At 33.0% G+C, this 24,483-nt stretch carries 32 protein-coding genes; 18 read left to right on the top strand and 14 right to left on the bottom strand.

The annotated features are described in order from the left end of the window. Positions 1 to 650 precede the first annotated feature (650 nt). Positions 651 to 1,157, top strand: a complete 507-nt coding sequence (locus ACW9W3_RS01910; RefSeq protein WP_457764478.1) for a response regulator — start codon at positions 651 to 653, stop codon at positions 1,155 to 1,157. A 575-nt stretch (positions 1,158 to 1,732) separates the two neighbouring features. Here the strand turns inward: ACW9W3_RS01910 and ACW9W3_RS01905 are convergent. Further along, on the bottom strand, positions 1,733 to 2,122 hold the full coding sequence (locus tag ACW9W3_RS01905; protein ID WP_457764477.1) for a response regulator: 390 nt from the start codon (positions 2,120 to 2,122) through the stop codon (positions 1,733 to 1,735). Positions 2,123 to 2,386: 264 nt separating this feature from the next. Here ACW9W3_RS01905 and ACW9W3_RS01900 point away from each other — a divergent pair, with 264 nt between their 5' ends. The 3 genes from ACW9W3_RS01900 to ACW9W3_RS01890 all read left to right on the top strand — a co-directional run bounded on the left by ACW9W3_RS01900 (position 2,387) and on the right by ACW9W3_RS01890 (position 4,153). After that, entirely contained in the window at positions 2,387 to 2,992 is a 606-nt protein-coding gene (locus ACW9W3_RS01900; protein WP_457764476.1) for a response regulator, read from the top strand. 22 nt (positions 2,993 to 3,014) lie between these two features. Then, positions 3,015 to 3,650: a transcriptional regulator gene (locus ACW9W3_RS01895; protein WP_457764475.1), complete on the top strand. Its 636-nt coding sequence runs from the start codon at positions 3,015 to 3,017 to the stop codon at positions 3,648 to 3,650. A 143-nt stretch (positions 3,651 to 3,793) separates the two neighbouring features. Then, positions 3,794 to 4,153: a hypothetical protein gene (locus tag ACW9W3_RS01890; protein ID WP_457764474.1), complete on the top strand. Its 360-nt coding sequence runs from the start codon at positions 3,794 to 3,796 to the stop codon at positions 4,151 to 4,153. A gap of 111 nt (positions 4,154 to 4,264) precedes the next feature. On the opposite strand, the gene ACW9W3_RS01885 is transcribed toward ACW9W3_RS01890, so the two are convergent. The 7 genes from ACW9W3_RS01885 to ACW9W3_RS01855 form a co-directional block, all read right to left on the bottom strand. Continuing rightward, on the bottom strand, positions 4,265 to 4,504 hold the full coding sequence (locus ACW9W3_RS01885) for a hypothetical protein (RefSeq protein ID WP_457764473.1): 240 nt from the start codon (positions 4,502 to 4,504) through the stop codon (positions 4,265 to 4,267). Positions 4,505 to 4,664: 160 nt separating this feature from the next. Continuing rightward, positions 4,665 to 5,456 (bottom strand): hypothetical protein, encoded by a 792-nt coding sequence (locus ACW9W3_RS01880; RefSeq protein ID WP_457764472.1) that lies wholly within the window; start codon positions 5,454 to 5,456, stop codon positions 4,665 to 4,667. After that, entirely contained in the window at positions 5,453 to 6,013 is a 561-nt protein-coding gene (locus tag ACW9W3_RS01875) for a hypothetical protein (protein ID WP_457764471.1), read from the bottom strand. The genes ACW9W3_RS01880 and ACW9W3_RS01875 overlap by 4 nt, the downstream gene beginning before the upstream one ends. Beyond that, on the bottom strand, positions 6,006 to 6,827 hold the full coding sequence (locus ACW9W3_RS01870) for a hypothetical protein (RefSeq protein WP_457764470.1): 822 nt from the start codon (positions 6,825 to 6,827) through the stop codon (positions 6,006 to 6,008). The genes ACW9W3_RS01875 and ACW9W3_RS01870 overlap by 8 nt, the downstream gene beginning before the upstream one ends. Beyond that, a complete protein-coding gene (locus ACW9W3_RS01865; protein WP_457764469.1) occupies positions 6,824 to 7,225 on the bottom strand; it encodes a hypothetical protein in 402 nt (133 codons plus the stop codon). The genes ACW9W3_RS01870 and ACW9W3_RS01865 overlap by 4 nt, the downstream gene beginning before the upstream one ends. 49 nt (positions 7,226 to 7,274) lie before the next feature. After that, positions 7,275 to 7,532 carry a hypothetical protein gene (locus ACW9W3_RS01860; RefSeq protein ID WP_457764468.1) on the bottom strand — a complete coding sequence of 86 codons (258 nt, stop codon included), beginning with the start codon at positions 7,530 to 7,532 and terminating at the stop codon, positions 7,275 to 7,277. A gap of 178 nt (positions 7,533 to 7,710) precedes the next feature. Next, the gene (locus tag ACW9W3_RS01855) at positions 7,711 to 7,848 is read right to left on the bottom strand and encodes a hypothetical protein (RefSeq protein ID WP_457764467.1); all 138 of its coding nucleotides are present in this window, start codon (positions 7,846 to 7,848) and stop codon (positions 7,711 to 7,713) included. A gap of 83 nt (positions 7,849 to 7,931) precedes the next feature. Here ACW9W3_RS01855 and ACW9W3_RS01850 point away from each other — a divergent pair, with 83 nt between their 5' ends. From ACW9W3_RS01850 to ACW9W3_RS01815, 8 genes are all read left to right on the top strand, one after another. Then, positions 7,932 to 8,384 carry a hypothetical protein gene (locus ACW9W3_RS01850; protein ID WP_457764466.1) on the top strand — a complete coding sequence of 151 codons (453 nt, stop codon included), beginning with the start codon at positions 7,932 to 7,934 and terminating at the stop codon, positions 8,382 to 8,384. A 61-nt stretch (positions 8,385 to 8,445) separates the two neighbouring features. Beyond that, the gene (locus tag ACW9W3_RS01845) at positions 8,446 to 8,640 is read left to right on the top strand and encodes a hypothetical protein (RefSeq protein ID WP_457764465.1); all 195 of its coding nucleotides are present in this window, start codon (positions 8,446 to 8,448) and stop codon (positions 8,638 to 8,640) included. 71 nt (positions 8,641 to 8,711) lie between these two features. After that, positions 8,712 to 10,025, top strand: coding sequence for a hypothetical protein (locus tag ACW9W3_RS01840; protein ID WP_457764464.1), 1,314 nt, complete (start codon positions 8,712 to 8,714; stop codon positions 10,023 to 10,025). 125 nt (positions 10,026 to 10,150) lie between these two features. Beyond that, positions 10,151 to 10,612 (top strand): hypothetical protein, encoded by a 462-nt coding sequence (locus ACW9W3_RS01835; RefSeq protein WP_457764463.1) that lies wholly within the window; start codon positions 10,151 to 10,153, stop codon positions 10,610 to 10,612. Positions 10,613 to 10,645: 33 nt separating this feature from the next. Continuing rightward, the gene (locus ACW9W3_RS01830) at positions 10,646 to 11,317 is read left to right on the top strand and encodes a hypothetical protein (protein ID WP_457764462.1); all 672 of its coding nucleotides are present in this window, start codon (positions 10,646 to 10,648) and stop codon (positions 11,315 to 11,317) included. A gap of 3 nt (positions 11,318 to 11,320) precedes the next feature. Continuing rightward, entirely contained in the window at positions 11,321 to 11,992 is a 672-nt protein-coding gene (locus ACW9W3_RS01825; RefSeq protein WP_457764461.1) for a hypothetical protein, read from the top strand. A gap of 3 nt (positions 11,993 to 11,995) precedes the next feature. After that, a complete protein-coding gene (locus ACW9W3_RS01820) occupies positions 11,996 to 12,196 on the top strand; it encodes a hypothetical protein (protein ID WP_457764460.1) in 201 nt (66 codons plus the stop codon). Positions 12,197 to 12,503: 307 nt separating this feature from the next. After that, on the top strand, positions 12,504 to 13,448 hold the full coding sequence (locus tag ACW9W3_RS01815; protein ID WP_457764459.1) for a sensor histidine kinase: 945 nt from the start codon (positions 12,504 to 12,506) through the stop codon (positions 13,446 to 13,448). 402 nt (positions 13,449 to 13,850) lie between these two features. Here ACW9W3_RS01815 and ACW9W3_RS01810 read toward each other — a convergent pair whose 3' ends face one another. Together ACW9W3_RS01810 and ACW9W3_RS01805 are read right to left on the bottom strand one after the other, a co-directional pair. After that, positions 13,851 to 14,174: a hypothetical protein gene (locus ACW9W3_RS01810; protein WP_457764458.1), complete on the bottom strand. Its 324-nt coding sequence runs from the start codon at positions 14,172 to 14,174 to the stop codon at positions 13,851 to 13,853. Positions 14,175 to 14,241: 67 nt separating this feature from the next. Next, a complete protein-coding gene (locus ACW9W3_RS01805; RefSeq protein WP_457764457.1) occupies positions 14,242 to 14,556 on the bottom strand; it encodes a winged helix-turn-helix transcriptional regulator in 315 nt (104 codons plus the stop codon). 124 nt (positions 14,557 to 14,680) lie between these two features. Between ACW9W3_RS01805 and ACW9W3_RS01800 the strand changes: the two genes are divergently transcribed. Together ACW9W3_RS01800 and ACW9W3_RS01795 are read left to right on the top strand one after the other, a co-directional pair. Next, complete coding sequence (locus tag ACW9W3_RS01800) at positions 14,681 to 15,544, top strand: matrixin family metalloprotease (protein ID WP_457764456.1); 864 nt, start codon at positions 14,681 to 14,683, stop codon at positions 15,542 to 15,544. A gap of 237 nt (positions 15,545 to 15,781) precedes the next feature. Then, on the top strand, positions 15,782 to 16,057 hold the full coding sequence (locus ACW9W3_RS01795; protein WP_457764455.1) for a hypothetical protein: 276 nt from the start codon (positions 15,782 to 15,784) through the stop codon (positions 16,055 to 16,057). Between the two features lie 117 nt (positions 16,058 to 16,174). Here ACW9W3_RS01795 and ACW9W3_RS01790 read toward each other — a convergent pair whose 3' ends face one another. From ACW9W3_RS01790 to ACW9W3_RS01780, 3 genes are all read right to left on the bottom strand, one after another. Continuing rightward, positions 16,175 to 17,266, bottom strand: a complete 1,092-nt coding sequence (locus tag ACW9W3_RS01790; protein ID WP_457764454.1) for a hypothetical protein — start codon at positions 17,264 to 17,266, stop codon at positions 16,175 to 16,177. Continuing rightward, entirely contained in the window at positions 17,267 to 18,121 is an 855-nt protein-coding gene (locus tag ACW9W3_RS01785; protein ID WP_457764453.1) for a hypothetical protein, read from the bottom strand. Positions 18,122 to 18,277: 156 nt separating this feature from the next. Further along, complete coding sequence (locus tag ACW9W3_RS01780) at positions 18,278 to 19,399, bottom strand: CFI-box-CTERM domain-containing protein (RefSeq protein ID WP_457764452.1); 1,122 nt, start codon at positions 19,397 to 19,399, stop codon at positions 18,278 to 18,280. A 243-nt stretch (positions 19,400 to 19,642) separates the two neighbouring features. On the opposite strand from ACW9W3_RS01780, the gene ACW9W3_RS01775 reads away from it, so the two are divergent. The 3 genes from ACW9W3_RS01775 to ACW9W3_RS01765 all read left to right on the top strand — a co-directional run bounded on the left by ACW9W3_RS01775 (position 19,643) and on the right by ACW9W3_RS01765 (position 23,413). Next, complete coding sequence (locus tag ACW9W3_RS01775; RefSeq protein ID WP_457764451.1) at positions 19,643 to 20,392, top strand: sensor histidine kinase; 750 nt, start codon at positions 19,643 to 19,645, stop codon at positions 20,390 to 20,392. A gap of 105 nt (positions 20,393 to 20,497) precedes the next feature. After that, positions 20,498 to 22,615, top strand: coding sequence for a 3-hydroxypropionate--CoA ligase (locus ACW9W3_RS01770; protein ID WP_457764450.1), 2,118 nt, complete (start codon positions 20,498 to 20,500; stop codon positions 22,613 to 22,615). A 36-nt stretch (positions 22,616 to 22,651) separates the two neighbouring features. Continuing rightward, the gene (locus ACW9W3_RS01765) at positions 22,652 to 23,413 is read left to right on the top strand and encodes an enoyl-CoA hydratase/isomerase family protein (protein WP_457764449.1); all 762 of its coding nucleotides are present in this window, start codon (positions 22,652 to 22,654) and stop codon (positions 23,411 to 23,413) included. A gap of 62 nt (positions 23,414 to 23,475) precedes the next feature. Here the strand turns inward: ACW9W3_RS01765 and ACW9W3_RS01760 are convergent, their stop codons facing one another. Next, complete coding sequence (locus tag ACW9W3_RS01760; protein WP_457764448.1) at positions 23,476 to 23,997, bottom strand: cupredoxin domain-containing protein; 522 nt, start codon at positions 23,995 to 23,997, stop codon at positions 23,476 to 23,478. A gap of 95 nt (positions 23,998 to 24,092) precedes the next feature. Here ACW9W3_RS01760 and ACW9W3_RS01755 point away from each other — a divergent pair, with 95 nt between their 5' ends. Then, positions 24,093 to 24,449: an ArsR family transcriptional regulator gene (locus ACW9W3_RS01755; RefSeq protein ID WP_457764447.1), complete on the top strand. Its 357-nt coding sequence runs from the start codon at positions 24,093 to 24,095 to the stop codon at positions 24,447 to 24,449. Positions 24,450 to 24,483 lie beyond the last annotated feature (34 nt).

Genomic DNA, 24,483 nt, shown 5'->3' with positions numbered 1-24,483 from the left:
CTTAAAAGAATTATTTGAAATTATTTTACAGCAAATAATTACATGCCTCATAGGGATTTAACAAATCAGTTCAGCACTCCGATAAAATTAATTTATAAATTTCTGAAATAATTTATAAGTTAATTTATAAATTATTTTCAGGATCGTTTTTGTTGACAACATATTTTTGCAAAAATTTCTGACCCTAGTTATATACAAAAAACAAAAACTTGTGTTTTTGATGTGGGGTTTGCATCCTTACTATACCCTTACACAAATTTTTTTGAAAAAATTTTTCAGCTATATAACTGAGGTTGAAAATAGTGAGGTAGGGTTCACCTTACTAAGGGTTCATGATATTAGCCTCGAATTTTATCTTGCAAAACCTCACTATCCTTACCCTTACCTCACTATCCTTACCTATCCTTGTTCACCTCGGTTTTTTCTAGGCACGAATCAAAAAGTAAGGATTTACACCTTACAGTAGGGTTTTGTCCACCTTACCAAGGTTTTTAGTGATTTTGAAACGCTAGGCGTGAAACAATTTATAAATTAATTTATAAATTATCTGAGAAATTTATAAACAATTCAAGAAATTTATAAATTATTTTTCAAAAAGTTTGGTTAGTATTTGTTGACTTTGAAAATTTGATGCGGGTGTTAAACTGGTTATGCAAATCCCTTTGATGGAATTATGTTCTCATAAAATCATTAATGTCTTGAATTGCCCTTTGTTTGTAAATCACTACAAACAATCAGTATTGTATGTCTTAGATTTTATAATTATCATGACTAAACCCACAGTAATCGTAATTGATGACTATCGTGATATTGCAGAGGTGATGAAAGAACTTCTTGAATTTAACTCAATTAGCGTATTGGCTACAGGACACAATGGGCAAGACGCAGTAGACCTGTACAAAGAACATGCTCCTGATGTGGTGGTGATGGATTATCTAATGCCCGAATTTAATGGAGCATATGGGCTTGAAAACATTATCAAGATAAACCCTGATGCAAAAGTCATTATGGTCACCGGAAGTATTGATGAAAAATTACATGATGAATTGACAAAATTGGGAGCAACTGCAATATTGCCAAAACCGTGCAAAATTGGTGTCTTGGCAGAAACTATCAACGATTTATCCATGGATAGCTTTTCCATGTTGACCAATTAGATACTCAAAATACAGGCCATTTGGTTTTAATGAAATTGGTATGGTTTAATACTGTAAATCCACTAATCATTATTGTTGAAAAAAATCTGTAAAGAGTGTGGCCAAGTGTTTGAAAATAGATCAAGTTATTTTTGTTCATTAGAATGTGCTGGAAAAAATCTGGAAGAAATAAGTTATACATCAAAGCAGGTTAATAGAAAGTAATGCCAAAACGTGTAACAATCGTATTATCCGATGACATGATAAAAAAATTAAGGGATGTCCAAGCAAAAAGGATTAAAACTGAGGCTAAGGCTGTGAGTTTTTCCAGAGTGATCAGTGAAATGTTGGCCAAAAATATGAAATAATTTTTACTATCTACATCCTTCACAGAACAGTGGCTTGTCAAAAGGAACCAAGCCCATCTTCATCAGATATTCCACAGATGATGCCAATTCATAACGTTGATTACAGTTAGCACATGGAATTTTCATTAATAATCATAACATCATAAAATAACATAAGGAATAGTCTGTTCTTGTTGGACAGACATTACTAAATATTTTCAATCAGTAAAAGAAAACAATTCGTATTCTCTATACTGAAAGAATGTTCTTTTCTTGGTATATGGTATTGATGATCTTTACAATTTTGTTTAGCTCAAACGGTTTGTGAAGTACTCTTAGTGCTCCCATTTCTAGCAATTTCTTTTTGTTTTTCTTATCTTGCAATGCTGTTACTATGATGACTTTGGCATTATTGTTTATTGCCAACATGTTCTTTAATGCAAAATATCCGTCATAACTGGGCATGGCCAAGTCAACCAGTGCTACATCAGGACTATGTTTTTCAAATAACTGCACTGCCTCAAGGCCGTTCCTGCCTATGCCTACGACTTCGATGTTGTTTAAAAGTAAAAATTCGCAAAAAACATCCGAATTTGATTGTGTATCATCTGCAATAATGACTCTTGGATTGGAACTCATATTCCAAGTACGTGATAATACCTTATGAAATACTGTATGTAATATTGCACAGACATCATGTAACTGTTTTTCATGATGTCATGAATGTATGATTTTATATGTAATTTCAATGTGTATTTTTTAAATAATATCTATGAACTTTGTCTTATGAAGTGAATGTGGTTCCAAAAATGGGAATTAATGGTATCATATAATTATGTTATACAATAAAGTATGAATATAACATGTTATTATATATAATGATAAATTGGAGAGTTTTGCACAGTGGTTAGCTGTATTGTAATAGATGACGATCAAAACATTGTGGATTTGTTCTGTGAGTTGTTAGATATTATGCATGTAGATGTTCTTGCCAAGGGATATGATGGACAGGATGCAGTCAATTTGTATGAGAAACACAAACCTGACCTAGTCTTTACAGACTTGCAGATGCCTGCATATGACGGACTGTATGCAGTTGAGAGTATCAAAGACAAAAACCCAGATGCAAAGATAATCATGGTTACAGGAGATGCTAATGCTGAAGAATCCATAATTATTGACTCTCTAAACGTACCTGTGATCCGCAAGCCATTTGATATACACACAATAAAGCAAACAATAACTGATGTCTTTCTTGATGAATCTGGCAAGCAGTTTCCATTTGAGATTCAATACAAGTTCAAAGATGATGATTCTGTTTACTCATGTGTGGTGACTTTTGAGCAATACAAGAATTTGAAAATATTACCGATTATCCAAGAGTGCAAAATCCTAGGAAATAGCAAGAGCGACTTTAAGTCATATACAGAAAAAATGCAAAAAGCCCTTGATTTGGCATGTAAAAATGATCTAACACACATTCGCATGTTGTCGGAGATTGTAGGATGATTCCCAACAGCGGAGTGTTAATATGAAAGTATCATCTTATGAAGGTATGTCTGGAGCAGACTCTTTTCTTGCAGAATCATTGGAGAGAATAATTTTGGATAATTTGGGCAAAAACACCTTTCGTAAGATACAGGACAGGTTGTTTGAAAAATTTGGTATATCCATGACTGCTGCAATGCGAGAGTTTGACAAGATAGACTGTGTATTGCGAGAATTCTTTGGAGCAGGCGCAGAAGGACTGGAAAAAAAGTTTCTCAAAGAGATCTGCAGCATCAAATCAAACAAAGACAAGTCTGATAAGCGATTTACAATATATGATTCGGCGATAAACCAATCCATTGTAAAGGCATTCTGTGACGATGAAATGTCAAAAATTCTTAATGCGTCAATTGGAGAACCATGGACAATTGCTGAAATTATAGAGAAACTAAACCTTCCTCGAACCTCAGGATACAGAAAAATCAACTTCTTAATAGATCAGGGTCTGCTAGTTAAGACAGGAATTGGGTTTACAGATAATAGAAGAGCAGTGGACAAATACAAGTCTCTGTTTGATAATGTCAACATTGATTTTAACAACAAGGTTACAGTCAATGTTCAGTTTACCTCCGAGGTTGTTAGGAACAGCTCTATTCTAAAGACTGTTTATGGGGAATAAAACACTAAGAGTCTGTTGGATTTGAAAAATACTGTGATATTGGATGTCTCGAAAATACATTCGATAAAAAATGATATTTTTTCACAACTCCATCGCATAATGTTGGCATTGATCGTTGTATTTGTTTTTACTAATACATGTTAATGCAGAATGACACAATACATGTTGAATCAAGAATGGTACTCCTGCACATGACTGGATTCAATGAAATGAATGCCAATGTGCAAAAGTTTTCTGAAGATCCGCAAAGGATTCAGATGATAGCAAATGATATTTCATTGCAATGTGGTAATACACAAAACAATATTCTGTATGTGGGGAGCAAAAAGGCATCTGACCTGTACAAAATCCATCTGAGAAAGCAAATCAATTCATCAAGACTGGAGATTATCTGCTCGGACAAGCTTGAGCGCAAACCACACACTGCATTTGTGGACAGGAAAATGAACACAAGCAAACAAAACCATTCCAAAATTATAGACTATTTTGGAGTGCTAAACTAATACAGAAAATACCGCTAAAGAAACTCAAGATTTATCAAAATTATATTAGATTACACATGAGTCTAGATGGTAAGATTCATGCTAAAGCCTTGCCATGTATTTGACCGCATTCTAGTCTCTAGTCCAAACCCATTCCCTAAGTTGTTTTGGGGTTGCAAAAAGTATCTCGTTTTTGGTTTTAGGAATCAATAATTTTTTTTCGGTATACATTACGTTTGTTCCTTTAGGCGGTGCTCCACTCCCGTCATTCATCAACTCAAGATGTTTTTGAACATCATCTCTTGAAAAAAACACATTAGCGTAATTGCCAGATACGTATATTGATTTGACTATGTCCAATTCAGTATTCACGGATCCACTATGGTTTTTGTTTTATTTAAAATGCATGTGTGTACCTATCTCGAATGGATAGAATTCTGAGTAATGTTGAGAAAACAGATGGTGTAATTTTTGTTGGATTTACATATGTCTTATTAAAAATAGTGCCCTCAAACTAAAACTTCTTTGAGATTCAAAAAAGTCTTTCAAATTGGACAACTAGCCTAAACTCGTTTGAATTTTCATCCGCATATAGAATGTGATTTATACCAAACGGTGCAGTGCCATCACCGTATTTTTCCTCAAATTTTGAATCAAGATAATTTTGATATGCTATTTGATCTTTAACTTGAATTGCTTCAGGTACAGGATCAACTGAAAGAAACTGCTTCTTGATCAAATATTCTCCGATGATTGGAATGACATCAAAGTCTTCTTTTTTGATTTCTACAAACAAACTGGTAGTATCTTTAGGATCCATGACAAATACGTACAAGAATAGGTCATTTGCAGGATGTTGGCGAAAATTATAGTCAATATGGTATACATTGTCATTAAATTGTAACGAGTAGTATGATGAGCTAACAATACCTGTTTGTTCTTCAGATGTATTCATAATGAATTTCTTAAATGATCTCCTTTCTTCTTCAGAAATATTCGAGTATCCCTTGTTTGGAAATGAATCGTACTTGCCAATATCCCCTATGGCAGACAATAGACTTGGAAATTGTTTTAGTTCATCCTCATTTACCAAAAGTGTTTTGGCAAATTTTGAGTTTCGTGACTTTTCTTTAAAGGACATTGATGTATAATCAAAGTCATTTTCTAAAGATGCAAAGATTACATGTTTGAATGGAGGTCGTGGAAAAATAGAGCCTGAAGCATTTTCATCTGTATTGTCTGAAACTAAGAAATTAAAAATTAATCCAGTTGAAATGATTGCAATTGTCAAAATACCAATAATAATCAAAAATTTGGTTTTCATTTTATAATTTCTCCCAGCACCGATTTATCAAATTCATCAGGGGTTTTCACCCAATGTGTTTTTCCAAACATCCCTTTAAACTCGCATAATTTTTCCCCTCTTGTGTTGAGCTTGCCCGAAAAGATACAACTCTCAACACAATCTGATTCGTTACTCATTCCCTGTGATGATGAACCGCTAAAGTGCCCCTCTTCATTATAACTTCCAGATTTTGTGATACATGCGCCTTGCTCCAATTGAGGAATCAAATACCCACTCGGAAATAAAATAGTCAATGTCACAATTAACAATATTGTAAACATGATCAATCTTTTGTATTTGCCTAGCTGTGGAACAAGCGATGGCTTTACAACAATAAATGCAAAATAGAAAAACAAAATCACAATTCCAATTCTAATACCATTGTAGAAAAAATATGACGTAATTGGATCCGGTAACTCTCTAAATTGTAATAGTGAAAAAATTAAAGTTAAAGGTATAATGCTTACATACGATACCGCAATGCCAATTATGATGTAGATTATTCTTTTACGTATGTTTTTTTTGTAATCAATCATTTTTTCTCCACATAATCATTCCTGCAATGGTTGCAAAAATTCCTATTACCCCACTAAACAAAAATGTTTGACGAGAAATGAACAGAACATAATCTATCTCATCAAGAGAACGCATCATTGGAGGTTCGGTAGGAGGAAATAGAATAAATGATACATAAAAAACTGTCAAGAAACCCTCAAGCATTAAAGCAATTCCTACAAATATTAAAAATTTAGAATGTGCTGTCTTGTTTCTAGCTATCAATCCAGTCATTATCAAAGCTGGAATCGTTACTAGAAAGAAAGCAAATCCGCTGTTGTTACTTACTACATTGCCAAAGCTTTTTTGCTCCATTTCAGTCGCAGTACCTGTCCATTCGCCAATACCATCATCAGTATTCCATATGGTTGTCTGAGCGGCTAAAATCATCGTGATTAAAACAAAATAGCTAACAGTAATGGTTATTGTAGCAATTATCAGAGGGCGGTTTTGTGTGGAATTTGCTATCTTTTTTTGAAGCATGAAAGATGCAAATCCAGACACAGCCCCAACAATAATTCCGGCCATTGGTCCTAGAACTTGAAGAAATGGAATTACTAATGAAGATCCTACAATTACGCTCAGCAAGACTCCTGTTATTTTGATGGTTTTAGATGCCCATGAAAACAAAAGCCAAGATACTAGAGAAAAAATAATTGCAAGGGACATAACAACTACCGAACTGACTGTGATTCCATCTGCTAGGACTTGATTATTCCTATCCAAGTTCAATCCTCCAACCCAAGGAATCAAAACAAGAAATACTGTGACAACTATCAAAAGTTTGGTCTTCATTCTCTATCTGCATTCCATTCTCTAGACCATCTTATCACCAAGTAAATCGAAAATGCTGAAAAACCGATGGATGATACAATTCCAATTAACGGATAAGGAACATAATCAAATTTTCCAACCTGAGGCTCTATGGGAGTCATGTATGGTGGCAGTGTTGGTTCAGGATCTTTAATTGCAGTTTCAAGTGGATCTATGAAATTCATTTCATAAAATCCAATTCCAAACAATAAACTACTGATAATCATTGATGGAACAAGCACATACAGGAGATATTTTCTAAGTTTCTGTATTCTGTAAAACGCCCATATGTTTAGTGGTGATATTAATGAAAATAATATTTGCCACTTTACACTTACTTTGTTCTCTGAAGGCATATCTGCTGATTCTTTGTTAGACATTCATAAAGTATTCTGATTTGAAATCAGTAACGCTGAAAGTTCAAACTAACTACTCTAGGCCGAAAATTTCTAAAATTCTGTGTTTTGATTTTTGCTTTTTGTCTACTGTCTTTTGTCTTTCATGCTGTAATGCCTTTGTAAAAATTACAAAACCAGTTCCAATCACCATAATTCCTACAGTAAACTGCAATAATGAATTTCCAAATAACTCTCTGTAAAATATGGGCATGTTTGCATTTGTTATTAAAACACCCATTAACATTAATACAGTTCCCACCAGTGCCTTTTTCTTTGACAGAGTTTCCATGTTGTATGATGACTTGTTTTGATTTTTAATTCTTTTTAGTCTTACAACAGTGTCATTTTACAGATTTGAATCGATGGCTAGAACACTTTATGAGTTTCCATTACACTACTACGTATGTCCAAAATATGGAATAAAATTCGGCAATTAAGAAAATCAAAACTAGACTATTAATTATAATCTATTCCATAATTGTTGAGAGATACCAAGTTAGCAATCCTAATCCAAACAAACCTCCAATTAAAATCCCGCCAAATTTTATAATGTCATTTAGTTGATCAGATGGAATATGAATTGGCCAAAAAGTCATTGTAGACATGGATACTCAAACACTAAAAAATGATTTGATGTCAAAGTAGAATCCTTTATTAGAGAACTTTTGAAAAAATTGCTGTTATAATTTTGAAACTTGAAACTTATGCCAAAATTGGAATTCTTTCAGGCATGGTTCTTGCCTCCTTAGTTGCAGTTGGTTTCACATTGATGATACTTCACCATGAATTTGATATCAGATTTGACAGAACAAATTATTTGTTTTCTGAAGAAGATCAACAAAAGGTATTGAATAGTTTTTACAATTTACCTGAATATAAAAAATTCAAGGAACTGTATCCTGATAGTTTAGATAAAATCAAACTAGATAATTATAGAATTATGCTAACTGTTATGCAATACGAACCAACTACTGAAAATGCATTACTTTTGGAGATCAGACAAGACAATAATGATGGTTCTCCGAATCTTCAGGCCCATTGTGATGCAATAAAGAGAAAAGCAGGTGAAAGAATGAATGCCGAAGAGGTTATGATAATTGAATTCATTAAAAGTACTGAGTGCCTTTCTCCTGCTGAATAGCTTCATCACTTATTCGCTTCAGAAAGCTTTTGCATTGTGTTTTGAGGAGCCAGGAAATCTTTTGATTTACTGTAGAGGTCAAGGTGGAATTAGGACTGATGGGTATTATCCTGACTGGTATAATCAGCCATTAGAGGCAATATACTTGCTGGCATTCATTGGATTGTTTATTGTAATGCTGTCTGTTTTGTTGTATGTTTTAAAATATAATGAATCTAAAAAAAATCTCAAGGAATCTAAAGATGAAAACTATTGACAATTATTGAATAATCGGATCAATCTCAATTGTGGAAACTCTTATAGTATTACTATTTTGAATCGCTTTTAGTGATATCAAAACAAATCACATTGCTTGCAATGATTCTCAGTGTCGGCATATTCGGGATTGCTTTTTCTGAAGAACTAATTCCTTCACATAGGGACTATGTTCCATATACTGAAAATTATAATGTTCCCTTTGATTATGAGGGAAGGATTGACTATGACTTGTTAATTAAAAAAATAATGCCTGAAATATTTCAAGATAAATTACAAAAGATAGGTGTAGATATTGCACAAAGAGATATTGTACTTAATCGCGGTCCACAAATTTCAATGTATCAGGAATCAAGTTACAATTGTGGATATGTAATTGACTATTCAGACAACCAAGTGTATTGGCTAGAGGCTGGAATTAACAGTACTGCTATTCAGTATGCAAAAATCTCTACCGATACTCCAAAACCAAATGTTTCCCCCGGAATAGAAATTGAAGAATACAATCTAGGGTGGTGTTTTGGTCCACTAAAAGAACAAGTAGCGTTAATCTTTCTTGAAGACAAATCATACTTGACTGAAAAAGAAGAATCGATTGTTGCAGCTGCAATAAAACATGAGTTAAGGGGAAATCCCAATCTTTTCAGTCAGGATTTTACAGTTGGCAAATTTAATTTTGACTATGGAGTTAATACGTTGTCTTTTTGTGGTGAATTTCAAAAGATAAAATCTGGGTTGAAATATTTTGGTGGAACATTAAAAAATAATGTCTTAGGGGATTTTCATTTAGATGATAGTCTTCCCCCACTTTGTGCAATGAGAGATGATGCAAAAATACATTCAATTAAAACTAATCAAAAATCAGATGTACCTGAAAATCTGCAAGCATGGAAAAATATGCGAATGGAAACAGTCTTTCTAAAAGATAGTTCAGTTGAGAGACTCTTGGAGAGAAATTACATGTATCCTGAAAGTATGCATTACAACATGTTTGAATATTCCACATCATTTGAAATATCTACTATAACCTTTGTGCCAGAAGAAAGTACCACACATTGGAATTTTGATGCACCAACAAAAACGGAGACTTTTGCAAAAATTAGAGTTCCACAAAACGGTGGAAATTATTATATGAGTTATGGTCCCAATGATTGGAATGCAGGAGACATCACTGATGTTTCAATTCTGGTTGATGGTGTGGAAGTAGGGTACAAAACTCAACCATACATTCGAGCACCAGAAGCACCATATCCACAACTACACACTGATTATATTTTCAAAATACCCAAAGACTCGCTAAATATGAGCATAGTTTTGTTTATTGAAAATTATGTTCCAGAAGAAGTTGACGATGATGAATATCAGCAATATACGCCTAACAACTAGAATGAAACAAGTATTTTTTACTGATAATTATTTCCGTATTTGTTATACTCATTTTTGATTCTGCTTTTAATCTCAGAGTAAAAGAATCGAATTACTTATGAATATCATAATTTTAGCTTGAGTAATTGAAAATATTCTATACTAAACATTTTGATGATCCAACCTGTGAAAAATTTACCGAATTTCATGTAGATACTCACAGAACATGTTCGTGGATTCCACAAAGTGCGGGAGAATACAGAACTACATTTTTTGTCTGGGAAAGCATCGATAATCCAACTGCACTTTCCCCGCCAGTTGAGTTGGAATATGTGGTAGTATCTGAACCCACTTACACTTTGACTGAAATTGATTGTATAAAAGGCCAGTTACTTCACAACAATGAATGCATCTTTGTAATAGAACTTGGCGAAGAACTTCCTGAATGGGCAACAAACTATTTTCTATTAGAATCTGATGTGATAACACAGTACTGTGAGATTGAAACTGGTTCTGGAAGTACTGCTAGTGTTACTATGAAGAGTTGTAGTGATGTCTTGACATATTCTATAATTAATAATGAGATAGAGTTTGTTTTAGAGAGATAGAAAAATAAAATCTGGACTTTTGATGATTAGAAAATGAAACTAGAATATGGAATAATTGTAACTGTTGGAGTTTTGGCTTTTACATCTTTGGTATTAATTTCCATTCAGCCAAGTTCTATCCCGTATTGGGAGGCACTGCATGATGTCGAACAATACCATGACATTGGATGTGATGAAGAATGCAAATTCAAACAAGAAGAGGAGGGGCGTATCTGTACTGAAACCACAAAAAATGAATATGTTTGTAGGCCACCTAGAGAAATTTTTTATCCTGACAGAGAAATACAGGTGCGCACTGCATTTCCACCAGAATATGGTGAATTTCTATATTTTCCAAACGGTATTACGACCGATGATGGACGACTCTTTGATATTGACAAAGTAGATTTAATCGATCCTGATACTAAGCAAATTAGAATAAAATTTGCAAATCATAACATAAACCCGCCAGAACCTCAGTTTGAATACTTTGCAAATCTTGTCCCGGGACAAACATTTGTATCTCACTGTACTGGAACTGAAAGAAAAATGGGACATGTTGTAGAATATCTTGATGCAATTGAAATGGGTGGAAAAACATACCTTGAATTCTGGGGGAGTCATGTAAGGATGCCTGATACATTACTTCCCTGTAAGATGCCTGATATGGTAGAGCATTCAATTCCATATGATTTGAGTCTTGGAACTAGTTTTAAGATGGATTAGAAAATGAATCCTAATCTCAAAAATACAGTTTATGCAATTTCATCCATTGTGATCATTCTTCCTGCAATTTTGCTTATCAGTGATTACATTTACTTTCAAGAACCCTTGTCAAGAGTTGCCCTATACCCTGATGATCCTAAATGTGATAAAGAATGTGTCAAAAAAATGAATGATTCCTACAAATGTGTAGAGATAAAACAAGATGAATTTGTTTGCAGACGAGAAAGAGGAGATGCAATTGGAAATCGGGAAGTTAAATCTAGTTCAGCAGGACCAATCTCTTATGGAGAACTTGTATCTTTTCCAGAAGGTAAATCTGATGTTAAATGGTTTAGTATTGAAAATCTAAAGATAATTGATAAAAATTCAAATACAATACAAGTTGATTTTAATGAATCAAATGATGTGGATGCTACTTCAAATATCATTCACACTGCAACATTATCTCCAAATGATACTTTTCTTTCATGTTTGAATCCATGGAAATCAACACATCTTGTACGATACATAGGTCTATACGAATATGAAAATAAAACATATGCTGAATTTTGGGGTCTTCATCCATACACTCCTCCAGAATTATTCCCATGTGATATGCCTAAGATAATAGATTCTTCTTTGAAAATAAAATATGATATATTCTTACCTGAGTATGAAGAATTTGGATTTGATTAGAAAATGAAAATTAGACTTTTTGTTTTTTGTATTGTTGCAGTATTGATCTCTGCTGCAACTTTGTTTTTTGTGACAAATGATCTTAGTGGTTACTCATACATTCCAATTGATTGCAAAATTAAAGATATGCTTGGATATTTCTCAGATTCTCCTGAATCTTTGGTGGGATGTTTTAGGGCAAGCCACCCTGCACAATTCCAATAATTTGCAAATGTTGGTTTCTGATTGGATTGTTGAAATAAATAATCTCACAAAATCTAACTATTTAATTTAAAATGAATTCATACAAACAATAGAGTCTTATTCTTAATAGTAGGAATACTCTAAAAATCATTGATCGCAATATGGAATAACGTGTAAAAATTATCATTTAATCTATAATTATTGAAAAATTTGAACCTAAACTTTGTCAATAACTTTACATTAATATACTCATATCATATTATAATATGAATAGTTTGATCAAATTGACTATACAATGTTTTAGAAATCCAAAAAACTCAAAAACACAGTGAAAACTAAAATCATTATAGGGTTGTTAGTTGTAATGCAAATTTCAACAATACTGATAACAACTCAGTTTTTGACTCCCATCAACCAATCATATGATACAATTACATTTGAACAGCAAAGAATCACACAAACACCGATAAAAGATTTCTCACAAATTGAAAAATTTGTTTTTGAACCTGATTACAAAGAATCATTTGTGATTTCAGATACTAATTTTATACTGATTAATTTAATGTCTAGTTTCGCAATGATATTTGGCATGATGACAGTATTGAAAAATGAAAATAAAAAAAAGACTCAAATTGAAAAACTAGCAATTATTGGAGATTTATCCTCAAGAATTGCACATGATATGAGAAATCCTCTATCCGTAATTCAAATTACTTTGGAAAATTTCAGAATACGATATGCATTAAATGAAGAGCAAGAAAAGCAATTTGAAAAAATCAGCCGTTCAATTTTTAGAATTACTCATCAAATAGATGACATTTGGGATTTTTTAAAATCACCAACTGTGGAAAAGAAACATCATTCTTTGACGTCCATGTTGCAGGATAGTATTGAGAGAACAAATTTTCCTGCAAGAATTAAGATTCAATTGCCTCTAAATGACTGTGAAATATTATGCGATAATGAAAAAACAATCATAGTGTTTGTAAATATTTTTACCAATGCAATTCAGGCAATTGAAAATGATGGAACCATACGGGTTTCCTTTGTTTCAAACAAAAACTGGACAATCGTAAAAATTGAAGATGATGGAGTTGGAATTAAACCCAAAATTCTAGATAAAATTTTTGAACCATTAATTACCACAAAACAGAATGGGACGGGTTTGGGGTTGTCTTGTTGTAAAAGCATAATGGAAAGTCAAGGGGGCTTAATCAAGGCGTCAAATAGACTAAAAAGAGGGTGTGTATTTTTTATGCATTTTTCTAAATAACTGCAAAATTACAATTACTATCTGATGATGCTGCTCATAGGTTTACCAGTAATGAAGGTGAGGAGAACTTTTGGACAACTGGGATAATTCATCCCAACAAAGAATCAACTGTAATCTTTAATCAGACAGGTATTTTTGAATATCATGGTGAACCCATCCTTGAATGATTGGCAAAGTAATTGTGTTGGAGGAATAGTTATGAAAACTAGACATTTGATGCTGGAACACAATTTTATGTATAAATAAAATATCTCATCTATAGAGCCTTTCTCAGATATTCATTAATAACAAAAGAAAAACTAATGTGTTTTTTTGAATCCTTTATCATATTCCCTTGTTGTTTTTTTAGTTTTTTTATTATCTCATCATCCAATGAAATGCTTCTTTTTTTACCCATGATCTTCAAGATTTTTTATTTTTGGAAAGTACTCTTATGAACTCCTTAATCTCTTCTTGATATTCAAATTCTTTTAACCTCTCAATGATTGTTTTGATGATTTTTTCTTGAATTCTTTTGGGCATTTCATTTAAAATCTGAATAAAGTATTCTGGATGATTATAACATTCTGAAGTATCGCAATCAAATTTATGCCTCAAGTCATCTATGGTCTTATCAAAAATTTCTTTTCCTCCCCCGTCAATCAAACTTTGCTCGATTGTAAATGAAATTAAGGCTTGCTTCATTTGGTTTTTTGTGATGGCATCAATTTGCACTTTTTTACCCATTTGGAGCCACACTCACAATATGTACACCACTAAATTTGGTGTTACACAGAAATTTAAGGTTATTGAATTAAAAAGATTTTTTTAAATTATTTAATTGATTAAGAACTGTTTTGCCCAATTTAGTAACAGAATAACTTGTTCTGGGTGGCTTTCCATCAATGACTGCCCTATCAAGCAATTTGAGATTTGTCAAGCCATTCAAAATGATGGTTACTGATGCCTGACTAGTTACAACTTTCTTCCTCATCAAGTATTTTTGAAGTTCATTATAGTGAAGTTGTTTTTTATCATTAATGTACCATAAAGTATCTAAAAATCCTTTTTTAGACAACATTCGTAATAAGATCACAAAGTCACCATTATCCATTGAATATTCCCTCAATTCCTTGGTTAAATTGATTTTTATTTAAACTATGGATATTTCTTGGTTTTTTACCTATTTTTGACACTAGAATATGCATTATTTATCTAATAGTGTTACACTATTAATGGTGGTGTATGTGCATTTGAACAAACAATTAACGGATAAAGAGGTTCTTAATTACAAAATTGATCAATTAACAAACCAAATAAGCATTACCGCCCAAAAGTATGAAAAACTAAACTTTGCATTACGGCGAAAAAACCATCATTTTTTCATTCTAGTGTTTTTGATTATTACAATAATGTTGTTTTTCATTTTTCCTTCTATTTTGCATTCAAATAATGTCTTTTTAGAAGGTGGTCATTTCATAACACAGTCCCTAAGGGGGGATTCCGTAATTACGTGGTTGGCTTGGAATTTGCCTGAACCTGAGAGCATTTTACATGTCCACATATCTAATCATGCACAAGTCTCAAAAAGAAATTTAGCAATGATTGAAGAATCAATAATGTCTGAAAAAATTATTGTGATAAATGATTTAGAGACACATAAAGGATCGTCGATGAATTCATCAAAATTCTATACTGGATGGCAAGGTATACTAAATGATGTGGATAGAACTGGATTCCAATACAATCTGCCCAATACACTACATACTCATGAATCAATGGATAATGATGGGGACATACTAATTCTCTTGATAAATGAAAAAAATTCAGAGGGGTATTCTGGGTATACACGTTCTATAATTGATGATGAACAAAATCAGATACTAAAATCACGTATTACAATTTATGATGCAGGTCAATTGGATGGGCATAGATTGGCAGACATTACACGTCATGAAATGGGACATGCATTGGGATTACAACATTCATCAGATCCTGATGATATTATGTATTATAAAATTAATACAAATAATCAATATATTTCTGAATGTGACTTGGGCGCTTTAGAATCATTATATCGAGGAGATCTGAATTCTCAACATATCTGTAAAAAATAGTTACACTAATAATAATATTATACGCCATTAACAAAAGTGTTATAAACATATTATGATATTGTATTATTGATGAAAAATAATACGATATGTGCTCCTTATTATGTTATTATAAAAAAAAATTATGAAATTAGGCACAAAAATAATTATGCTCGTTGTAAACTTACACCTCTTTTTAAATCAAAATCTGTTTTAAATAATGAGTTTGTCTGACATGAAATATGATCAAGAGGGGTGTTTTTGACAGTAGTAAAGAAAGCTCTTGTAAGCTATGCATTAGAACAAGCACTTTTAGATGTAGGTGGCAAATCCATGATAGAATTAGTCTCTAAAAAATTAAATTCAAAATATAACTGTGAATTAAATAATTGTTATGTCACTCCCCAATACATTAATGATGTTTTAAAGGAAGCATGTGGGAAAAAACACCGAAAAATTATTAATGCTGTTGAAGAAAATTTGGAAGAATTTATTGAGACTAGAGACATTGATAAATTTTTACTCAAAATAAAATAATTCTAAACATTGTTGAGAGTTGATTCATGGGATTGACAATAATCATATGTCCATAACTAGTGTGATCATTAAAAATAATTTATGTTGTCCGAACAAATACTCCAAAAATCATACTTGCTACCAAACACCAACGGTTCTGTAATGCTTTACAATGTTGATAATTGCTGAATCTGAAAGTTTGTCTAATGACCACAGTTTGAATAGTTGCTTTATTGATGGTGCCAAATCCAATAATGGCACATCTTTTTCTTTGATAATATCGATTTTTATTATATTTTTGTTTAGCATGTAATTCATTGCATTTTTGAATTCATAATCGGTAATCAAACCATCAATCCAATATGTAACTAGAGATGTTTGAAACCATTTTGGGAACACACTTGATTCAGAAACTGCGCCTTCTGGGAGGAGTTTTCCTGCGTATCCTGTACTGGATGATCCTGAACTAGAGGATGAAGAACGACTGCCTCCTCCACCTCCCGAATTTGATGTTCCTGATGAAATTGTAGGGGTTGTCGTAGTCGTAGTTGTGGAGGTGGTTGATAGTCCAGTAAATTCTGTAAAGTGAAAAGTTACAATTTTTGTATCAACACCATTAGAGATAGAACATTCACCATCTACTGGGGGATCTGTGGGGTTATCATATGTTCCAAGACATGTAGAGATTAGAATCCATGATGTTTGTCCTGGAAGTTTGTATGCAGTCTGTCCTGTTGTTCCTTCAAGTATAATGGTAACTGATTTATCAAATATTAAAATAACGTCAGGACTACCAACTTGAATTGAAGTTGTAGGCGTTTGAAATCCTGATGGGATAGTACCGGACGTAGTGATTTGTTTAGGCGGTGTGATTTTCCCATTCCATGAACTAGGTGCAGACATTGTTGTTTTATCAGGAATGGATACTGTTATAGATGACAATTGTGTGTTGGTTATTTTGATTCCAGTGCCTTTAGTGGCTATAAATTTGACCTTTTGAGTTAAATTAACATCTATCCCTCCAATACTTTTAGTAGTTTGATCAACGACAATTACATTTTCCGACAAATTCAAATTGGAATTATCATTTAAAACAACTTCATCGTTAGCTATTGCAGTTTCTCCTTCTGGAAGCAAATATGCAGTAGCTACCGTATCTCCATATGCAATTGAAACCTGTATAATTAGAAATGGAATTAAGAATAAAAAAAATAGAAAAGATTTTGGCAATTATGTTCCGTCACAGGTAACAGTGAATGTCAAGGTTTGTGTTAGTGGCCCATCATATGGCATGTTGATTAGAGTTCCAACACCAGTTATTTCCAATGATATGTCAAGTGAATTATCTGGATCTGTGCCTCCAATCATTTCTTTATCTACACCAGCTGCATTGAATGCTTGTTTTGATGCATAAGCTGTGCCAGCACTAGAAGTACCGTCTGATGTAATATCAAATTTGGTTACTTCTGCTTCCATGTGTTTTATTGCATTAGAGCCGCCACCAGTTAATGTGTTACCACTTAATACTGTGCCAGCATCAGTTACAGATTCTGCTAGAGTAAAGGCGTTTCCACCAGTACCTCTAGTTTCGGCTGCAACAGTTACTACATTAGTTCCGGATGTCGAAGTTCTTACATCGGCATCATTCGCTCTAACTTTATCAGCTAATGACTGTGCACTGTCAAGATCATTTGTCGCACCACTTAGAAACTCAGTTGCAAGTGATGGAGAATCTTTTGCAGTGTATACAATTGAATTGATTGTTATTGTTTCATCTTCAACTACATTCACAACGGTAACTGTACCAGAAGCACGATCACCATCACCAATCCAATCGGTTGCAGAGACTGTAAATCTTGCAGATCCTGTAGTATCAGCTACGGCTGGAAATTGAACTGTTGCTTCAGAGACTGTTGCACCTCTGGCGAAATCACCAAAAGCAAAGGGGTTAGTTGTAGTGAAACCACATACATTATCCAAATCTGCTGAACCGTCTCCAAATGCGTTTGAGTTAACAAATGGCATTATCATTAACAAAGCTGCAAACGAAAACACAATTGTTGAATTTTTTGTGTTATATGTCATTGAAAGTTTCACCAGCATGGTTTTTAATAAGGTTTCTATTACTAGTGTAACACCACTATAAATAGTGTTATAAATATCTGGCGACTGGATCAGTTACATTAATCACAAATTTGAAATTAATGAAAATAGAAAAAGGTAAATTTATTGCAATAAGTCCTATTTTCTTTTAAGTTTGCCAACTGCATAACCTGTCACAATAGGGGCAACAACATACAATCCCAAGTTTAGTACAATAACTGAAATCCCTAAACCAAAAACTTGTATATCATTCCCTTCTTCACCCAATTTCATAATTGATAATGTTGAAATCATTGGAGTGATAAATACTCTAACTACTTCTTTGAACATGGGATTTTCTCTTTCCATGTCAGCGATTGTTGGAGAAAATGAATAATATGCTGTGTTAAATCCTGTCATAAAGGATTTACCAACACCCGTACTCATTATGGTGTTATCTCTGATTTCTCTCAAGATCTGGACTTGAGGGGCTAATTCTGTACCGAATGCAGCTGTTGCAATTAAACATCCACCTCCTTCATTTTCCTCTTTGGTGACTTGCTCTACGATTGGTTCTGGATCTGGAATTGGTTCTGGATCATAATCTATCACTGATTCTTTTTCAAAGGTTTCTTCCACTGTGTCATACACTTGCATTTCTGGAATATTATTTGCAGCATTCGCTGCTTGAATTCTAGCGAGTTTTTCTTCAATTGTTTCTATTTTTTCTTCTTCAACTTTCTCTTTTTTTTCTTCAACTGTTTTTTCTTTAACAATTCTAGCTTCTGGTATTTTTTTACTATCTTCAGTTATAGGAGAAGTATAAATTGGATTGTCGCCGATTTTGATTATTGGATTAGTCTGCATTTGTAAATTCATAACAATTCCTGCACCAACATTTTCAAGTTTTTCACCTCTTGTTAAAGCGAATAATTTTGGATGGTATTCCACATTATCTTCATGATCCTTTGGAACAACAACTAAAATTTCAAATTTTTCGGAACTTTTTGGCTCCATAGTTATGTATTCTTCAAACACGAAAAGTTCAGATCCGGGACCAGTTGCATAAAATTCCACATCGAGTTTTTTATCTTCATCATTTATCAGGGTCCATGTAAGTAATTGAGATTCCCCCCTTTGTAATTTGTAAATCATTTTATCACCACCAGCTGCTAATCCCTCAACAATCTGAATTGTCTCAGTTAATGTCACAGTAAATACAGTAAAAATTATAATAATTCCTAAAATAATTGAATGTGATTGTAGAAATTTACCTGCCAAAAGTAATCCTCACAAAATTATTAATTTCTATATTTTTGTCCATATCCTTAACAAAAACATCATACTCATAACGCATAATTATTAACTATATGATACAGATACACTATTAAATGTAGTTGAACACTTTAAAACATGGTGTTAGTGAAGATGTACGTGAATATATAAATAAAATTGTCCAAGTATACACTTGTATGATTAGTGTTACACTAAGATATTAAATAATACTATAATAATTATTCCTATATGGATGAATTTACAGTATTGCAGAATCATTCCTATAATAAAACAATAAAAGAATTGCAAGAAATTATCCAAATACAATCAAATGAACTAATTAAACAACAAAAAATGGCACACATTGGGGAATTGGCATCAAGATTATCCCATGATTTGCGAAACCCTCTTTCAGTTATTCAAGTATCTGTTGAAAATTTAATCTTACTATATGGAATCGATGATGGAAAACAAAGGCAGATTGAGAGGATAAAACATTCAATTGATCGAATTACACATCAAATAGATAATGTGCTAGATTATGTAAAAGACAGGCCTCATACATTTGGAAAAACAAAAACTTCTAAAATTATTTCAGATTCCCTTGAATCAATAACCATCCCTCGTGGTATCGTGATAACTACTCCAAAAAAGGATTATGATATTATTTGTGATCAAAGAAAAATATCTGTCGCAATTAATAATTTAATTTTGAATGCAATTCAGGCTATCGGGAGAGATGGAATTATTAACATTCGAGTTGAAGAAAATAAAAAATCTATAATTTTTGAAGTAGAAGACTCTGGCACAGGCATTTTAGAGGAGAATCTGCCTCATATTTTTGAGCCCTTATTCACCACAAAGTATACTGGAACAGGTCTTGGTTTAGTTAGCGTAAAATCTATTGTTGAATCACATGGAGGAACAATCATAGCTAAATCATCCCCTACGATTTTTAAAATCACAATACCTAAAAATCTTGATCGCAATCTAGAATAATGTATAAAAATTTCCATTTAATCCGTAATTATTAAAAAATCTGAACCTAAACTTTGTCAATAACTTTACATTAATATACTTAGATTTGATTTCATCGATCGAACGATGGCTGCAGTGAAGAAAATTTTTGAAGAAATTATTCAAACAGATCACAAAGTAATCACTGAAGAATCATCTAAATCTATTCTCAAAACTTATGGCGTAAAAGTTCCACCTTATGCACTTGCTACTTCTGCAGATGACGCAGCAAAACAAGCAAAAAAAATTGGATTTCCACTTGTAATGAAAGTTGTATCTCCACAAATTTTACACAAGACTGATGTTGGTGGAGTAAAAGTTGGAATTGATAATGTCAATGACGTGAAAAAGACGTTCAATGACATGTATGGTCGTCTTTCTAAAAAGAAAGGTGTTGAAGTTAAAGGAATTCTTTTGGAAAAGATGGTTCCAAAAGGCGTTGAACTAATTGTAGGTATTCAAAATGATCCACAATTTGGTCCAATGATTATGGCTGGATTGGGAGGAGTGATGACTGAAGTTTTCAAAGATGTTGCATTTAGAATGCTACCTATTACTACTTCTGATGCAAAATCTATGATAAACGAACTCAAGGGTTCCAAACTTCTCAAAGGTTTCAGAGGAAGTGAACCTGTTGATCTTAACATGGTGGCAAAAATGTTAGTAAACATTGGAAAATTAGGCGTGGAAAATGCCGATTACATTAACAGTATTGACTTTAACCCGGTAATTGTTTATCCAAAATCCCATTTTGTAGTTGATGCAAAAATTATTCTTAATAATAAATTAAAAAAGAACTCCATCTCAAAAGCAAAACCAAACATTGCATCAATGGAGTCTTTCTTTACTCCAAAGTCTGTCGCATTAGTTGGTGCATCTGCAACACCAGGAAAAATTGGTAATTCTGTTTTAGATGCACTTGGAAAACAAGATTACAAAGGTAAAGTATACCCAATTAATCCTAAGCAAAAATCAATTCTTGGAATCAAATGTTATCCATCATTGGATGACATTCCTGCTAAAGTTGATCTTGTTGTTGTATGTATTGATCTTTCATTATGTGGACCAATTATGAAAACCTGTGCAAAGAAAGGAATTCATAATGTTGTAATCGTTTCTGGTGGAGGTAAAGAGCTTGGTGGAGACAGAGCCGCAATGGAAGCTGAAGTAAAAGAATTATCCCTAAAACACAAAATCCGTGTTATCGGTCCAAATTGTATTGGAATGTTTAATGCTGCAAATCGTCTTGATTGTGCATTCCAAGGACAAGCAAGAATGGTACGTTCAAAATTAGGAAATGTTGCATTTTTCTCTCAAAGTGGAACTATGGGAATTAGTATGCTAGAAAGTGCAGATGTCTTTGGTTTATCAAAGATGATTAGTTTTGGAAATCGTTCTGATGTTGATGAAGCAGATATGATTTGGTATGCTGCAAATGATCCTCAAACTAAAGTAATTGGATTATACGTTGAAGGATTTGGTGATGGCAGAAAATTCATCAATACTGCAAAACGTGTAATGAAAGAAAAGAAGAAGCCTATAGTAATTTGGAAGAGTGGACGAACTGCTGCAGGTGCAAAACAAGCTGCATCACATACAGGTTCGCTTGGAGGTTCAAATGCAATGATTATGGGTGCTTTCAAACAAGCAGGAATTATTTCAGTTGATAGTTATCAAGAATTAGTTGGAGCTTTAAAGGCATTAGCATGGCAACCTCCTGCAAAGGGTAACCGTGTTGCAATGACTAGTAATGGTGCTGGTCCAATGATTGGGGGAATTGATCAATTAGAAAGATTAGGTCTCACAATAGGAAAAATGTCTCCGCCAATTCTCAAAAAAATAAAGGCACGTTTCCCACCAACTGTTCCAATTCACAATGGAAACCCAGCTGATGTTGGTGGTGGAGCAACCGCTGATGATTATCGATTTGTAATTCAACAATTCTTGGATGAAAAAAATATTGATATTGCAATGCCATGGTTTGTTTTCCAAGATGATCCCTTGGAAGAAACAATTGTTTGTTTTCTAGATGATCTGTCAAAGAAAAAGAAGAAACCAATTCTTGCAGGTGGAAATGGTGGTCCATATACTGAAAAAATGATTAAATTGATTGAAAAACATAATGTTCCAGTATATCAAGATCTTCGAACTTGGGTTGCAGCTGCATCAGCACTAGCCCAATGGGGCAAAGTTCTTGGAAAATAGAGAACATTTAATTCCCATATCTATTGCCAAATTAACATGTCACTAGTTACCACATCTACTTCTGATGGAGTTTGTACTGTCAAAATTAACAGACCTGACAAACTCAATGCTATGAACATAGATGTTGCAAAAGAACTAATCAAAACTTTTGAAGAACTAAATCATGATGATAATGTTAAAGTTATCATTTTGACTGGTGAAGGAGAAAAGGCATTTTCTGCTGGTGCAGATATTGAATACATGTCCAAAATCTCTGCAGACGAATCAGTTGATTATGCAAAAATTGGTCAGCTTGTAACTTCAACTGTTGAGTTAGTAAAACAACCAACTATTGCTGCTGTTAATGGCTTTGCTTTAGGTGGAGGTTGCGAACTTGCAATGTCTTGTGATATTAGAATAGCAGCAGATACTGCTAGACTTGGTCAACCAGAAGTAACCATTGGAGTTCCACCTGGATGGGGTGGGACTCAAAGACTAATGCGAATTGTGGGAATAGCAAAAGCAAAAGAACTTGTTTACACAGGTAAAATGATCAAAGCAGATGAAGCAAAAGAAATTGGTCTTGTTAACCATGTTGTTCCTCTTGCATCATTACAAGAAGAAGCTTTGAAAATGGCACAACAAATAGCTGGAAACTCTACTATGGGAGTTCAAATGTCTAAAGTTGCAATTAACAAAGGACGAAATGCAGATCTTGATACTGGTCTTGGTCTTGAATTACTTGCATGGAGAAATTGTTTCACTCATCCAGATAGACAAGAACGTATGACGGCATTTGTTAACAAGTCAAAGAAATAGTTATTTCCAATCTCTTTCTTATTTTATTCAATTTAAAAAATAAAATTAGAGTTTATACAACTCTACTTTACTGTAACTGAACCTATTCTCCATGGATGAAATGAACAATAGTAGTTGTAGATACCAGGTTCTTCAAAAGCGAATTCAAATTTATCACCTGTGTTTAATGGAGGACTGTTAAACCAATCAATTACGTTTCCCGATGCATCTAGACTTTGAATGTTATGTAGCACCGAGTCGTCACTTACCCATGTAACTGTGGTACCTTTAGAAATTTCTAGATTCAAAGGTAAGTAAAATCCTGCACTTGCAATCTCTGAGTTTCCATTAGGAATTGTAACCGTTGCTTGATGTGTTACTTTTTCAGTATCAATACTTTCTATTACAATGACTTTGCTCTCTATCAAAAATTTAACCATGTTTAGAAATTCTTGTTCTGAAACAACTCCTTCTCCATACCATAATGCCGTGTTTTTTACCCATTCGGGAACTGTCTGAGCACTTGCAAAATTCACTGAAAATGAAATCAGTAAAATTGAAAATACTATTGTTGGAAGAACTATTTTTTTCTGTAATTGTTCCATACTTTTGTTTTTTTTTGAGGAATTAATTATAGTTGTATACGATGTCTTGCAGTGCAATCATATTGATTAAATCATATCTTTTCTTTTTTTAGGATATGCAGGAATTATTCCAATCTAAAAAAATCATTGATGATGAAAGAAAGCAGGTTATTTTAGAAATACTTGCCGATAAATACTGTAAGCAAATTCTACATAATACATTAGAAAAACCAAAATCTGCAATGGAAATTTCAAATGAAAAAAAGATTCCAATTAGCACTGTATATAGAAGATTGCAGACACTATATGATGCAAAATTACTGACAATTTCTGGATCCATCAATCAGGACGGAAAAAAATATTTTCTATACAAAAGTAAGGTGAAATCAATTTCTTTAAAATGTGATTTGGAAGTTACAACAGTTGAATTAATTACAAATTCATTTTCTGGAGATTCTGATGCAGATCTATAGAAAATAATCAAAAACATGATTAATTCTTGAATTA

The organism is Candidatus Nitrosopumilus sp. bin_68KS (assembly GCF_054095825.1).
Note: the sequence above shows the minus strand (reverse complement) of the source record. Positions and strands in the feature narration are given on the sequence as shown.